Genomic DNA, 14,895 nt, shown 5'->3' on the forward strand with positions numbered 1-14,895 from the left:
CGGCGCCGAGTGGCGGCAGGACCGGGCCCGGCCTAATATGACAGCCGTATCCACCGGCAGCGAGTGCACAGGGAGCGAGCGACATGGCGACGGGCATGCCGAGGGGCATGAAAAGGGAGCCCTATGCGGCGGTGACCCGCAGCGTGCGCGACGGCGTCGGCGGCCGCAGCGTCGCCGCCTTCTTCGACCTGGACGGCACGATCATCGCCGGCCACTCGGTCGGCGATTTCTTCGTGGAGCGACTGAAGGCCGGCCAGGTCGGCGTCGACGAGTTCCGCGACCTGGTCACGATGTCGGCGCGCTATCTCACGAAGACCGGCGATTTCGAGGACGGCATGGCGGCCTCCGTCGCGAACCTGCGGGGCCAGCATGAGGGCGAGCTGATCCGGCTGGGACAGAAGGTGGGCCTGGAGCGCCTCGTGCCCCAGGTGTTCCCGGAGATGAAGGCCCTGCTGCGCGCACACCGGGACCGTGGCCACACCGTCGCCATCGTGACTTCGGCCACCCGCTATCAGGCCGAGCCGCTGGCCCGGCACCTGGGCATCGAGCACGTGCTGTGCACGGAACTCGGCGTGACCGGCGGGCGGTTCACCGGCACCATCCGCGGCGAGCCCTGCTACGGTGCGAACAAACTCACGGCCGCCCGCGCGTTCGCCCGCCCGCGCAGGATCTCCCTGAAGAAAAGCTACTTCTACTCCAACGGCAGCGAAGACCTGCCGCTGCTGGAGGCGGTCGGCCACCCGGTCGCCGTCAACCCGGACCGCCGTCTACGCCCCGTCGCCGAGCGCCAGGGCTGGCCGGTGCATGATTTCGACAGCCGCGGAGGCATCGGGCCGCTGGACGTCGCGCGTACGCTCACCACCTTCGGCAGCATCCTGCCGAGTTTCGCGGCCGGGCTGCCGCTGCGCCTGCTGGGAGCGAGCGCGCAGGACGCGCTGAACCTGTCGCTGGCGACGTGGACCAATTTCGCTCCGCTGATCGCCCGCCTCCGTCTGATCATCGAGGGCGAGGAACACCTCTGGTCCGACCGACCCGCGGTATTCGTCTTCAATCACCAGAGCGCCATGGATGTGCTCATCGTCGCGAAGCTCCTCAGGGAGGACGTGGTCGGCATCGCGAAGAAGGAGGTGCAGCGCCAGCCCTTCCTCGGCCCTGCGCTCACCTTCGCCGGGACCGTGTTCATCGACCGGGACAACGTGGGCGATGCGAAGAAGGCGCTGGAACCCGCCGTCGCCGCCCTTGCGGAAGGCCGCTCCGTCGCCATCGCGCCGGAGGGTACCCGCAGCCGGGACGGCCGACTGGGGGCGTTCAGGCGCGGCGCCTTCCACCTGGCCCGGCAGGCTGGCGTGCCGATCGTGCCCGTCGTCATCCACAACGCGCAGGATGCGCTGCCGAACGGCAGCCTCGTCGTGCGCCCGGCCGAGGTGAAGGTCACGGTGCTGCCGCCGGTATCGACGGAGGGCTGGACGCTGCGGAGCATCGCGCCGCAGACCCGCCGCATCCGCGAACTCTTCCTGCACGAGCTCGGGCAGTGGGAGCCTCCGGAGGGCTGACGACACCGGCCGGCCCCCGCTCCCGGGTGGCCGCACTCGCCGAGCGCGAGATCCTCGGCCGTCCCGCTTTCCGCGCAGCACTGGCCGAGGCGGCAGACCGGCTCGGCCAACCCCGCGCCGAGGCCGAAGCGTATGCGGCCAGGTGCCTCGAAGAGATGGCCGTACACCCGGAGGAGCGGCAGCTGGACCGGGTGGCCCGTCTCGCCCGCTTCATGATCAGCCGCAGCTACGATCCGGCGCTGGATATCAACACGGACGGCCTCGAGCAGCTGAAATCGCTGGCGGAGCGCCACCCGCTGATCTTCCTCTGGTCGCACAAGTCGCACCTCGACAGCTTCGTCTTCATGCGCGCGCTGTACGACCACGACTTCCGCCCCCAGCCGCTGAGCTTCGCCGGCATCAACATGAACTTTCCGGTGTTCGGCTCGCTGGCGAAGCGCTCCGGTGCCATCTTCCTGCGCCGGAGCTTCCGCGACGACGATATCTACCGCCTGGTCTTCCGCCACTACATCGACTACCTGGTGGAACGGCGTCTGCCCCTGTCCTGGTCCATCGAGGGCACCCGCTCGCGCACCGGCAAGCTGAACCCGCCGAAGCTCGGCCTGATCCAGTGGGTGGTGGACGCCTGCCGACGTACGGGCAGCGACGACGCCCTGCTCGTGCCGGTGTCCATCAGCTTCGACCAGATCGCCGAGATCGACGACTACGCCGCCATGCAGCGCGGGCTGCCCAAGCGCAAGGAGTCGCTCGGCTGGTTCGTCGGCTATATCCGCGGCATGCAGGCGACCGGCGGGCGCATCTATGTGCGCTTCGCGGAACCGCTCTCGCTATCGGAGGAGGTGGACCTGACCGAGCGTCTCTTCGACCCCGACGACCCGGCCGAGCGCATCCGCGTCCGGAAACTCGCCTTCGAGGTCTGCAGCCGCATCGAGCACGCCACGCCGATCAAGAGCACGGACCTCCTCACGCTGGTCCTGCTCGGCGCCGCCGGGCGGGCGCTCGGTCCCGAGGAGATACGCGGGCTCGCCGCGGACGTGCTGGGGCTGATCGACGCCCGCAACCTGCCGCGGAGCCGGGCACTGGCGCGCGAACTCGACGACGGCCTGGCGGAGACGCTGGCCGCGCTGACGCGCACCGGCCTTCTGGAATCCTACGACGAGGGCTCCGAGCCGGTGTGGCGCATCGCACCGGGGAAGCAGCTCGCCGCCGCGTACTATCGAAACACCGTCATCCACTATTTCCTGGCCAGCGCCGTCGCGGAGACCGCGCTGGCCCGGGACGACGTCATGGGCGCGGACGATCGCCCCGCCGCCCTGCGCACAGCGGTGCCGGCATTGCGGGATCTCCTCAAGTTCGAGTTCTTCTTCCGCCGTAAAGGCGCATTCGCGGACGAGGCCGTCGCGTATCTGGACGCCCGCTATCCGGGCTGGCAGGCCGCGCCCGACCCCTTCGCCGACCGCCCGCCGCTGTTCGGTCACGGCATCCTGCGTTCCTTCATCGAAGCGTATCGGGTGCTCGCGGAGGTGCTGTTCCGCGCCGCCGAGTCCGGCGACGAAGAGCGGCTGGTGGACGACTGCCTGGCCATCGGTCGCGAGATGCTGCTGCGCGGGCGGATCGGCAGCGAGACCGCGCTATCGAAGCCCCTCTTCGCCAATGCGGTACGGCTGGCTCGTCACCGCGGCCTGGTGGGCGGCGCCGATATGGCTGATCGGCCCGCCCGCGAGCGCTTCGCGGCGGAGACGGCAGCACTCACCACGGCGCTCGCCCGCCTGCAGCGGCGCTACGACCACGCCATCGGGGGTACAATGGCCGGCGAGAACCAAGCATGAGACAACTCAGCGGATCCGACGCCTTCTTCCTCTACTCCGACCGTCCGGGCCGGCACCAGCACGTCTCGACCGTCTACATCTACGATCCCGCCACGGCCGCCGGCGGCGAGGTGCGCTTCGACACCATCCGCCGCCACATGGAGCAGCGCCTCGATAGCTCGCGCCTGTTCCGCCAGCGCCTGGTGCGCGTGCCCCTCGACCTGGATTACCCCTGGTGGATCGAAGACCCCCACTTCGAGCTCGACTTCCACCTGCGCCACATCGCGCTGCCGGAGCCGGGCGACTGGCGCCATCTCTGCATACAGCTCTCCCGGCTGCACGCGCGCCCCCTGGACCTCACGCGGCCGCCGTGGGAGATGTACGTCATCGAAGGCCTGGAAAGCGTGGAGGGTCTCCCCGCCGGCGCCTTCGCCGTCATGACCAAGGTGCACCACGCGGCCATTGACGACGTCACCGAAGAAGACTTCACCATCGCGCTGCACGACCTCGCGCCCCATTCGCCGGCTGCGCCGGCCGGGGCGCGCTGGCATCCCGAACAGGAGCCGGGACTGGGCGAGCTGCTGCTGCTCTCCTGGTTCAACAACACCACGAAGATCCTGGAGACGGGCCAGAGCCTGATCGACCGGCTGCCCATCGTGGGCAGCAGCCGCAGCAAGCCGCAGGACCTGCTGCGCACCGAGCACGGCCCGGCGCCGGTCACGCGTTTCGACCACCGCATCACGCCCCACCGGGTATGGGACGCCCGTTTCTTCGACATGGAAACCGTCCGGGAGATCGCCGCCAGCCTGGCGAGCGGCACCGCGGAGGACGTGGCGGTGGCCGTCTGCGCGGGCGCGGTGCGCCGCTACCTGGAGGCGAAGGAGGAGCTGCCGGCCGCCTCCCTGTGGGCGCTGTTGCCGCTCCACCATCAGGAGAAATCGGAGGAAGGCCTGCCCGGCCACCGGGTCCAGCTCGCCCGCATCAAGCTCATGACTCACGTCGCCGACGCCGAGACTCGTCTGGCGGGCATCCACGGCGAGATCGAGAACGCCCGCGTGGAGAGCGCCGTGGACGCCGACGAGATGAGCGAACTGCAGGACATCCTGCCGGCCACCACCATGAATCTGGCCGCGCGCACCATCTCGGCGAACCTGGGCCCGGGGCGCCAGTACCGCAAGAACCACAACCTGGTGGTCAGCATCACGCCGGGCCCCGAGCGACCGCTCCATTTATGCGGCGCCCGGCTACTCGCGTTCACCGGCATGGCCAGCATCATGGACGACCTGGCCCTCGCCCATACCGTGACCAGCTACGACGGCCGCCTGGCCATCGCCTTCGTCAGCGACCGCAAGATGATGCCGGACCCCGCGTTCTATGCAGAATGTCTGGAGGCGGCGTTCGGGGAGCTGAAGGGAGTTATCGAAACGCTCGAGTGACCGACCCTTGTTCGGGAATCGGTCCGCTGCAGCAGCGTTTGGGCTAAACCCGGGAGTCTTCCGATTCGTTCGGTAAATGACCGCTTTGAAGGACCAAGCGGACTTGCCGCCGTAACGTCTTGAGCGATCTGTTGGTCAGCGATCGGCCAAGAGCGGAAGCGTGCGAGCCACTATTGGTCCCGTTTGTCGCCGTTAATGTAGTCGGATTCAGTCAATCTGCTGCGACTTCGATCGACGAAAAAACACGGCTTGTACGAAGCGAGAGATGCCGACGCCGAGACACACCGACCCAAAAACGGCAAAAACAAACTTAGGCACTATTGGGTCAAGACGACCGCCCAGCCAGGCAAGCGCGCTTAGCGTCGGAACCAATATACCCGTCCCAAAAAAGACCTGGACGTACCAAGGCTCTCGCTGTCGCTGCATGAGATGGCCTCCGCTGAAATCAAGAGACCCGGATCAGAGCATGCAGTAGCAGACCGTCACGGGTCGACTCCGGAAATCATACATCAGAGGGCTGCAATGGCCGCTTTCCGACTAGAAGGAGCCGTGAGCAGGTCGCTGCTTCCAGGACTGAAAGGCAGCGACGATGGACGGACAATCTCAGGAATTGAATCCGAGCGCCCTGATGAACGCCTCTTTGTCAGCCGGCGACACCAGTATGGACTTTCCGGCGCCGTACCTTATCTCGAGCCGATCCAGAGATAGCGCAGGTGACGACAGGAAGGAGCGAGACGGCTGAATCTGCGAAATCTCGGACCTTGGTATATGCCAGCGGAACGGTCCCGATCTGACGATCAGCAATTCATGAGTAACGGTGTATCCGGTGGATGCAAGAAGCCATAGGGGAAGCCCGATGGCCACAACAGCACTCACCACAGCCGCCGCCATCACTCCCGGACTTCCTGTCTCCATAACCGGGAACAAGGCTGCAATGACGATAGCGGCTGCGGCGATGACAACCAGATAGAACCAGGTATCTACTGCAGATCGAAACGCCATCAGATTCACACCTGCCGTTCATCCAACGTTGAGTGTCACCTTCGAGGCGACTGCGGAAATCATACCGCAACAAGCGAAGAGGGCCGCTTTCGAGCGAAGCGCTTTCTATCGGGGCACGGTTGTCGTCAGTCGAGCATGGACGAAGGCGACAGCCACACGGCCCGCCGCCGCGCGCTGGTCACCACCGGCGCGAGCATGTCGTCTCTCCGGCCCGAGCAGTGTATAACGCCCCCTGCGCGAACGACGGAAAGGAGCAGGATCGGCGATGAGAGGCTCTGACGAAGACCCGTTCTCGACAGGAGCGGGACTCGGGATACTTTCGGACTTGTCGGCCGGGGAGCAGGAAACTCTGGTCGACCGCGAACTCGACGGCTACCGGATCACCGACTTCATTGCCGAAGGCGGCATGAGCCGCGTCTACCGCGCCTCCCGCATCGACGGCAGCTTCGAACGGGACGTCGCGATAAAGCTGTCCACGATCAGCGGCTTCAGCCCGGCCATGCGCGAACGCTTCATGCAGGAGCAGAGCGTCCTCGCGGGCCTGAATCATCCCCACATCTCGCAGCTGTACGACGCGAGACTGACGGCCGAAGGCTGGCCCTACATCGTGATGGAGCTGGTCGAGGGCAGCCCGATCACGCGCTATTGCGACGAGCGCTCGCTGAAGCTGGCCGACAGGATCCGCCTGCTGATAGACGTCGTCGACGCCGTCGCTTTCGCGCACGCGAATCTGGTCGTGCATCGCGACATCAAGCCTTCGAACGTGCTCGTCACGACGAACGGCAGGGTCAAGCTGCTGGACTTCGGCATCGCCAAGCTGCTCGAGGACGAGCCCGGCAACCTGACCCGCGCGGGCGCCATGACGCCCCGGTACGCGAGCCCCGAACAGCTGTTGGCCAAGCCCATCTCGATCGCCTCCGATGTCTACCAGCTCGGGCTGCTGATGGCCGAAGTGCTCGGCGGCAGCCTGCCGACCGCAGGAGAGACGCTCACCGACGCCATCCAGCGTTCCGTCGACGGCCGGCCGCTCACCCTGCCGGGTGCTGTGCGGCAGTCCCTGCCGCGCGAAGTCACGATGATCGTCGAGCAGTGCCTGCGTGTGGACCCGGGTGACCGCTACCGCGACGCGAACGCTCTGCGCAGAGACCTGGAAGCCTATCTGTCCGGCTATCCCGTCAGCGCAGCCGGTCAGCGCTCCGGGTATCGGCTGCGGAAATTCGTCCAGCGCAATCGGGGCGGCGTGGCCGGAGCGCTGCTGACTGTGGTGGCGCTCGTTGCCGCCACGCTCGTCACGAGCTGGCAGATGGTGGAGGCCAAACGGCAGCAGGGCATCGCCGTAAACCAGCAGCAGCGGGTCCAGGCCAGCAACGAGTTCTACAGCCTGCTGATGGAGGAGATGGGCGACGGCGCGCTCACATCGGTCGAACTCCTGGACCGGGGCCGCAGCCTTCTCGAGAACCAGTTCGGCACGGATCAGCCGTTCATGGCGTCCGTGCTGTTCGACGTATCGCGCCGGTATTCCAGCCTGGGCGAGCGGCAGCGCGAAGCCGAGTTGCTGCAGGAAGCCGAGCGCATTGCCCGTGACCACGGCGAGGCCGACGTGCTCGCCGCGGTGCTGTGCCGACGGGCCCGTACGACCATGATGCAGGACCCCGACCGCTCGGCCGAGCGGCTCGCCGAGGGCCTGGCTCTCTATGCGTCGCTCACGGCTCCCGACATCGACACCAGCGTGGAGTGCCTGCGCGCAAGATCGCGTGCCGAGGTTCAGGCGGGCCGGAACGGCGAAGCGCTGGCCACCATGTTCGCCGCGCAACGCCTGCTCGACGCGCACCCGGCGCCGGGTACCAACCTGCGCGGGCTCGTGCTGAACGACATCGCGTTCCGCCATTTCAACGAAGGCAGACCGAACGAGGCCATCCGGTATCTGGACGAGGTGCTCGAGCTGCTCGAGTCGACGGGCCGGGGAGCGACCCTCGGCTACCAGCGGGTCGCCGCCAACAAGGCGGTGGTGCTCAAGAATCTCGGCCGCATACCCGAGGCGCTCGAGGCGTTCGACGACCTCGTCGACCGCATGCGCGCCAGCGGCTTTGCGGGACGCGGCGCGGCACCGCTGATCGCCCAGTACGGCAGTCTGCTCGTGTCCGTGGGGAGCCTCGACAAGGCCGAGGCCGTCTACACCCAGAGCCTGGCGCTGGCCGAGGCCGACGGCAATAAACTCGTGGCGGCGCGCGTGAACCTCGGGATGGCCACCATCCACATGGCCGCCGAGGCCTTCGAGCGTGCAACGCAGAGCCTGGATGCGGCCGAGGCCCTCCTGGAAAACCCGGAAGCCGACCGGGCACTCGCCATGAGTATCCGCGTGAATCGCGTGAAGGTGCACCGCGGCCTCGGCAACCTCGAGACGGCGGCCCGCGAGATCGACGCGCTGCTGGCCGATGCCGGCTATCCGCAGGCCCGGGAGACCCCCGGCCTCGTCTCAGCGCTGATCGAGGGCGCGGAGGTCTACCGCCAGCGCGCCGACTACGCCACGGCGCGGGAACTGGTCGACGGGCTGATCGAGCGGCTGCAGGAACACACCCGTCCCGACTCCGCGGGGAGCATCTATCTCGGGCGCGCGCTCGTCCAACGCGCCGAGATCCTTCTGGGGGCCGGTGATCGGGCCGGAGCGGCGGCGGACCTCGAGTCCGCGCTGCCCCATCTGGTCTACGCGCTCGGCGAGGATCATCGGGAGACGGCAACGGCCCGTGATCTCCTCGCCGGGGCTCGCCCGGAGCCCCGCACCACCAGCCGCTCGGTTTCCGGCGCGGACAGAGGGTAAGCCGGAGCGAGCAGCGCGGCAGCCGGGCTGCGGGCACCTCCGGCACTTGCCATGATGGCAACAAGCCGGGAAGCTGACGCCATGAACCACGTCATCACCATCGACTGCCACTATCTCGACCGCCCGCAGCTGGCCGCCGCGTATCTCATCGTCGAGGGCGACGAGGCCGCCTTCGTGGACAACAACACCAATCACGCCATGCCGCATCTGCTGGGCGCGCTGGACGAGGCGGCGTTGCGGCCGGAACAGGTCCGCTATCTCATCGTCACGCACGTGCACCTGGATCATGCCGGCGCCACCGCGGCCCTCGCCCGGGCCTGCCCGAACGCCACCGTGATCGCCCACCCACGCGCCGCGCCCCACCTGATCGATCCGTCGAAGCTGGTGGCCAGCGCCAGCAAGGTCTACGGCGAGGCCGAGTTCGAGCGTCTGTACGGCACCATCGGCCCGGTGGCCGAAGACCGCGTGCTTGAGATGGCCGACGGCGAGGGGCTGCAGTTCGGCAACCGTGAACTCACCTTCCTGCACACCCGCGGCCACGCCAATCACCATTTCTGCATCGCCGACAGCGCCACGGGCAGCATCTTCAGCGGCGACGCGTTCGGCCTGCACTACCCCGCCCTGCAGGCCGCCGGGCCGTTCGCCTTTCCCTCGACGACGCCGACCGATTTCGACGGCGAGCTCGCCATCGAGGCCGTGCGGCGCATCGTCGGCCTGCAGCCCTCGCGGGTGTATCCCACCCATTTCGGCGAGGTCACGGCGATCGAGACGACCGCCGGCCAGCTGATCCGCCACCTGGAGTTCGCCCAGGCGCTGATGCTCGACGCCGAGCGCTCCGAGCATCCCGACGACCGGCTTTACGACTACGTGCTGCCGCGCCTTCGCGACTACTACGCCGGGCTGCTGGACGGGCTCGGCGAGCTGGGCCGGCGGCGGGAGACCTGGGAGTTGCTGGCGCTCGATCTCGACATCAACGCCCAGGGCCTGGCGTTCGCCGCGAACAAGCGGCGCCGCAAGGCACGGGAGGCGCAGACGAGCTGAACGGCGCCGCGCGGGCTAGTGACAGGACACTAGGCGACGGTCTGGCGCGGCCCGGGCGCGGCGCGGCCAGGGGGCTCGACGGGCAGCGGCGGCGCGGGCTCCCTGCCGGCCGCCCGCTGCAGCTCGTCCCAGGCCTGCAGGATGTGATCCCGCAGCGTGTGCACGTCCGGCACGGTCCGCCGGCAGGCCACGAGACCGAAGTCCATGCGCTCGCCGTAGGACTGCACGGTGATGTTGAGCGCGTTGCCGTGGCTCGGGATCGACACCGGATAGTGGGTGAGCAGGCGGGCCCCGTTCAGATACAGCGTCTGCCGGGGGCCGGGGATGTTGGAGATCACCAGGTTCATCGGCAGGCGGATGATGCTGCCGAGGCGGAGCCGGTTGGCGAGCGTGGCCACACCCTGGAACGCGATGGGCAGCCCGAGCACGGTGAGATCGCCCAGATGCACGTTGTCGAGCTGGCGCACCACCCCGATGCCGCCGTCGATGGACTCGCGGATGGCCTTCATCCGTTCGACGGGATCCTCGCGGTCCGTGGCCAGGTCGCACATCAGCATGCTCACCTGGTTGTGCAGGCTGGTATCGCCGGGCTTGCGCACCGACACCGGCGTGCCCGCCACCAGCGAGCGCTCCGGCAGTTCGCCGAGCTGCTCCAGGTAGCTGCGCAGCCCGCCGGCGCACACGGCCATGAAGGCATCGTTGACGGTGCAGCCGTGCTCCCTGCCGATGGCCTTCAGGGGCGTCAGCGGGATGGAGCCGAGCGCCAGAGCCCGCTCGGGGCCGATGGCGACGCTGAAGCGCGTGCGCGGCACGCGCGGCATGACGGCCCCCATGCCGCCCACCGAGCGGAACGCCCTCGTCGCCAGGTCCTGGGTGGTGCGCGCGAGGTCCGGCAGCATGCGGGCGAAGCGCAAGGGATTGGCGCCGAAGCGCAGCGCCGTATCCCGCAGCATGCCCCAGGTGCCCGGGTCGTCTTCGTCCAGCTCCTCCGGGCCGACAGGCACCGGCGGCGGCTCCGGCGTGGGACCGAAGAAGATCTCGAAGATGGCCTGCCCGCCCATGCCGTCCAAGCAGGCGTGGTGGTACTGGGTGTACCAGGCCACGCGGCCGGACTCGAGGCCGTCGATGAGCCACCATCGCCAGAGCGGGCGGGCCCGGTCGAGCGGCCGGGCGTGGAGTTCGGCGGCGGCCTCTTCCAGCTGCTCCGTCGTGCCCGGCGCCGGCAGGGTGACCCGCTGCACGTGGTAGTCGATGTCGAAGGTGGTATCGAGCACCCAGACGGGATGATCCATGCCCAGCGGCGAGGGACGCAGGCGCCGCATCATGAACGGCACCAGGTGAGCGCGCGCCTCGACGAAGCGCTTCAGCGACTCGTAGAACGCGTCGGCATCCTGGCCGGGCGGCAGCTCGAAATGCTGCAGCCCCGCCACGTGCATGGGCGTGTTGTCGGTCTCCGCGTAGAGGAACGTGGCATCGAGGAGGCTGAGCTTCTGCATGCCGCCAGCATACCTCCGGGCCGGCCGCCCCCGCCAATCAGTCCTGGTCGAGCAGGTGGCGGCGGAAGAACAGCACCACCGCCTGCTGGTAGACGTCCCGGTTCTCCTTCCGGCGGTAGCCGTGGCCCTCGTTCAGCGCGTTCATGTACCACACCGTCTCGCCCTTCTCGCGCAGGGCTTCGACGATCTGCTCGGCCTCGGTGACGGGCACGCGCGGGTCGTTCTCACCCTGCACCACCAGCATGGGCACGGCGATCTTCTCCACGTTGTTCAGCGGGCTGATCTTCTCGAGATGCGCCCGCATCTCCGGGTCGCGCTCGTCGCCGTACTCCACCCGGCGGAGATCCCGGCGGTAGTCCTCGGTGTTCTCCAGGAAGGTGACGAAGCTGGAGATACCGACGATGTCCACGGCGGCCTTCAGCCGGTCGCTGTAGTGCACTGCGCTGGCCAGCACCATGTAGCCGCCGTAGCTGCCGCCGAACACGGCCACGCGGTCGGCATCCAGGTCCGGCCGGGTGCCGATCCACTCCAGCAGCGCGCCGATGTCGCGCACCGAGTCCTCCCGCTTGTAGGCGTTGTCCATGGCCAGGTAGGACTTGCCGTAGCCCGCGGAGCCGCGCACGTTCGGCACCACCACGGCGACTCCGAGCTTCGCGAGCCACATCTGGTAGGTGCTGCTGAATGCCGGCCGGGCCTGGCTCTCGGGTCCGCCGTGTATCGAGACCACCACCGGGAACGGGCCGTCCCCCTCGGGCTTGTACACCCAGGCAGGCACACTCAGGCCGTCGAAGCTCTCGAAGCGCACCAGTTCGGGCTCGACGAAGGTGTCGGTGTCCAGTCCGCCCACCTCGCTGTGGGTCCAGCGTGTGAGCACGCCATGGGCGAGCGGGTCTTCGCCGAGCTCGAGCACGAAGGTGTCGCTCGGCGTCTGCGGCGTGTTCAGCGTCATCGCCAGCCGGCTGCCATCGGGGCTGAAGCCGAGACCGCCGACCAGGCCGGTGGGCAGACCGCTTACCGCGCGGTAGCGCCGGCTCGCCGGGTCCAGCAGGTAGAGCCGGCTGAGGCCGTCCTCGTTGACCGCGAACACCGCCCGGCGCCGGTCCTTGCTGAATGCCATGCCCTCCACGTCCCAGGGGATGTCCGCGGTCACGATGACCGGCTCGGCGCCGGGCTCGAGCGGTTGCCAGGCCAGCTGCTTGAACTCACCGCCCCGGTCGGTGATGAACCAGTAGCCCTCGCCGGCGTGATCGAAGCCGAGGGCCCAGTTGCTGGAGGGATCGTCGTCGCCGCCGGCCAGCAGGGTGGTCTCGCCGGAGTCGAGATCGAGCAGGTGGATACGGGAATCGGTGATGCTCACGTAGTTCAGGATGAGCAGGCGCTCGCCGGCCTCGTCGAAATCCGCCGGCCCCCACCAGGTGCCATCGGGCGCGGCGAGCACCAGGCGTGCCGCCTCGGGCTCGCTGTCGGCCTGATCCAGCGCCTGATCCAGCGGCATCATCCAGACGTCGTTGGAGGCGCCGTTGCGCCGGGTGCTCTGGAAGGCGATGCGCTCGCCGTCCCGCGTCCAGACCACGCCGCCGTTGCGCGACTCCCCGTCGCTGATCATGCGCGAGCGGGAGACGAGCGGGTCGAACAGGAACAGCTGGCTGAACTCGTTGCCGCCCGCATCCATGGCGAAGATCAGGTGCGAGCCTTCGGGCTGCCGCGATACCTGGGAGACCGGCTCGTCGAAGAAGGTGAGCTGATGACGGGCGCCGCCGGGCATGTCGACACGGTGGATCTGCTCGACCTCGCCGAAGCGGGTGGAGACGTAGAGGCTCTCGCCGTCCGCCGTCCAGTCGAGGAAGCTCGCCGAGCGCACGTTCTGATAGCGGTTCAGGTCGTCCACGATCGTCTGCGGGATCGCGGGGATATCCTCGAGTATCAGGTTGCCGTCGTTCAGGGTCCGACGCTCCACTTCGGCTTGCACGGGCTGCGCCAGCGCTGCGATCAGCAACGCGCAAAGAAAGGCGGCGATTCTCGTCATGGTCTCGTCCTTGTCATTCCTGGTCTTGTTGCGACTGGTCTTATTCGGACTGGTTGTCTTCGGACGGGTTGTCTTCGGAATAGGGCGCGGCAGAGGTTAGCCATGCCCCCGGTCGGGCACAACCGAAGGCACGCATATTGGTCACCCGCTCAAGGAAAATGCCGCAACGCCGCTTTACAGCCGATTCCCGACGCCGCAAATTGGCGGGACGCCGAGAGGAGCCCGCCATGAAATATCGCTTCGACCCCGAGGGCCAGCGCCTGCCCGTCAAACTCGACTCGACGTCCAACGCCGAGTACGCGCCCATCCCGCTGGAGCCGCGCAACGAAAACGCCAATGCTCTTGCACAGCAGGACGCGAGCGAGAACGCAAAGCGCCTCGGCATGCCGCGGCGCGCCTTCCTGATCAGCGCGGCCGGCGCCGCGACCTCTCTGCTCGCCATGAACCGGGCGAACGCGGCCGCCGGCAAGGGCGCCGGTTTCTTCGCGCTCGACGACGAAGCCGGACTGGACGTGCAACTCGCCGAGGCCAACATCGGCAAAAAGGAATTCATCTTCGACGTGCAGGGCCACTACGTGCCGCCGAGCGTCGCGCAGGAGCGCAAGGAAGAGTGCGCGAAGTTCGACTACGTGAGCCGCGACTACATGCGCTGCCTCGGCGCGGACGACTTTGTGAAGGATGTGTTCCTGGACGCCGACACCGACATGATGGTGCTCTCCTTCGTGCCCTCGCGCCGCGACGCCGAGCCGCTAACCGTCGAAGAGGCCGACGCCACCCGCCGCATCGTCGACGAACTGGAAGGCACCCATCGCCTGCTCATCCACGGCCGGGTCAACCCGAACCAGGAAGGCGACCTCGAAGACATGGACGAACTCGCCGAGAAATACGGCGTCTCTGCGTGGAAGACCTACACTCAGTGGGGCCCGGACGGCGAGGGCTTCTATCTCACCGACGACGTGGGCATCCGCTTCATCGAGAAGGCCCGCTCACTCGGGGTGAAGAACATCTGCATCCACAAGGGCATCCCATTCGGCCGCCAGTCCTACGAGCACTCCCTGTGTACCGACATCGGTCCGGCCGCCAGGCGCTTCCCGGACGTGAACTTCCTCATCTATCACTCCGGCTGGATCCCCGGCCAGCCGGAGGGGCCCTACGACCCCGACCGGGGCGAGGGCCTGGATGGCCTGATCCGCTCGCTGGAGGAAGCCGGCATCGGCAAGGGCTCGAATGTCTACGCCGAACTGGGCAGCACCTGGCGCGGGCTCATGCGCGACACCGACAGCGCCGCCCACGGCATCGGCAAGCTGGTGAAGCACCTCGGCGAGGACAACGTGCTGTGGGGCACGGACTCGATCTGGTACGGCTCGCCCCAGGACCAGATCCAGGCCTTCCGGGCCTTCCAGATCGCGCCGGCGGTGCGCGAGGAGCACCGTTACCCGGAGATCACCGACGGGCTGCGGGCGAAGATCTTCGGTCTGAACGCGATGAAGCCCTACGGCATCTCGCTGGATGAGGCACGAATGCGGGCGGGGAACGACCTGGTGGAACAGCGTCGCGCTGAGTACTCCGAGCGCCGCGATCCCCACCACCTGACCTTCGGGCCGAAGACGCGGCGGGAATTCCTGAAGTTCATGGGCTGAGGCGCGGCAGGAATGCAGCCCGCGACGCGATGCGCCGCGGGCTGCCGTATGCCGCCGGTCTGGGGAAAGCGGCGG

The 14,895-nt window shown here is 68.0% G+C and carries 9 protein-coding genes; 6 read left to right on the top strand and 3 right to left on the bottom strand.

Going from position 1 to position 14,895, the window contains the following annotated elements:
• Nucleotides 1-107: 107 nt before the first annotated feature.
• From ACJMK0_RS00760 to ACJMK0_RS00770, 3 genes are read left to right on the top strand one after another with little or no spacing between them, the layout of a single operon-like run.
• Nucleotides 108-1,553 carry an HAD-IB family hydrolase gene (locus ACJMK0_RS00760; RefSeq protein ID WP_405234905.1) on the top strand — a complete coding sequence of 482 codons (1,446 nt, stop codon included), beginning with the start codon at nt 108-110 and terminating at the stop codon, nt 1,551-1,553.
• Nucleotides 1,532-3,382, top strand: coding sequence for a 1-acyl-sn-glycerol-3-phosphate acyltransferase (locus ACJMK0_RS00765; RefSeq protein ID WP_405234906.1), 1,851 nt, complete (start codon nt 1,532-1,534; stop codon nt 3,380-3,382). Before ACJMK0_RS00760 ends, ACJMK0_RS00765 begins: the two co-directional genes overlap by 22 nt.
• The gene (locus tag ACJMK0_RS00770) at nt 3,379-4,797 is read left to right on the top strand and encodes a wax ester/triacylglycerol synthase family O-acyltransferase (protein ID WP_405234907.1); all 1,419 of its coding nucleotides are present in this window, start codon (nt 3,379-3,381) and stop codon (nt 4,795-4,797) included. The genes ACJMK0_RS00765 and ACJMK0_RS00770 overlap by 4 nt, the downstream gene beginning before the upstream one ends.
• Nucleotides 4,798-5,400: 603 nt before the next feature.
• On the opposite strand, the gene ACJMK0_RS00775 is transcribed toward ACJMK0_RS00770, so the two are convergent.
• Complete coding sequence (locus ACJMK0_RS00775; protein ID WP_405237862.1) at nt 5,401-5,799, bottom strand: PH domain-containing protein; 399 nt, start codon at nt 5,797-5,799, stop codon at nt 5,401-5,403.
• Between the two features lie 265 nt (nt 5,800-6,064).
• Here ACJMK0_RS00775 and ACJMK0_RS00780 point away from each other — a divergent pair, with 265 nt between their 5' ends.
• Both ACJMK0_RS00780 and ACJMK0_RS00785 read left to right on the top strand, forming a co-directional pair.
• Nucleotides 6,065-8,617, top strand: coding sequence for a protein kinase domain-containing protein (locus ACJMK0_RS00780; RefSeq protein ID WP_405234908.1), 2,553 nt, complete (start codon nt 6,065-6,067; stop codon nt 8,615-8,617).
• A gap of 81 nt (nt 8,618-8,698) precedes the next feature.
• Nucleotides 8,699-9,658, top strand: a complete 960-nt coding sequence (locus tag ACJMK0_RS00785) for an MBL fold metallo-hydrolase (RefSeq protein WP_405234909.1) — start codon at nt 8,699-8,701, stop codon at nt 9,656-9,658.
• Between the two features lie 29 nt (nt 9,659-9,687).
• Here ACJMK0_RS00785 and ACJMK0_RS00790 read toward each other — a convergent pair whose 3' ends face one another.
• Together ACJMK0_RS00790 and ACJMK0_RS00795 are read right to left on the bottom strand one after the other, a co-directional pair.
• Nucleotides 9,688-11,154, bottom strand: coding sequence for a WS/DGAT/MGAT family O-acyltransferase (locus tag ACJMK0_RS00790; RefSeq protein ID WP_405234910.1), 1,467 nt, complete (start codon nt 11,152-11,154; stop codon nt 9,688-9,690).
• 37 nt (nt 11,155-11,191) lie between these two features.
• Nucleotides 11,192-13,180 (bottom strand): S9 family peptidase, encoded by a 1,989-nt coding sequence (locus tag ACJMK0_RS00795; RefSeq protein WP_405234911.1) that lies wholly within the window; start codon nt 13,178-13,180, stop codon nt 11,192-11,194.
• Nucleotides 13,181-13,407: 227 nt separating this feature from the next.
• Between ACJMK0_RS00795 and ACJMK0_RS00800 the strand changes: the two genes are divergently transcribed.
• Nucleotides 13,408-14,820 (top strand): amidohydrolase family protein, encoded by a 1,413-nt coding sequence (locus ACJMK0_RS00800; RefSeq protein ID WP_405234912.1) that lies wholly within the window; start codon nt 13,408-13,410, stop codon nt 14,818-14,820.
• The last annotated feature ends 75 nt before the right edge of the window (nt 14,821-14,895 follow it).

It is taken from the genome of Lentisalinibacter orientalis, assembly GCF_040706535.1.
Taxonomy (GTDB): Bacteria; Pseudomonadota; Gammaproteobacteria; order Steroidobacterales; family Woeseiaceae; genus Lentisalinibacter; species Lentisalinibacter orientalis.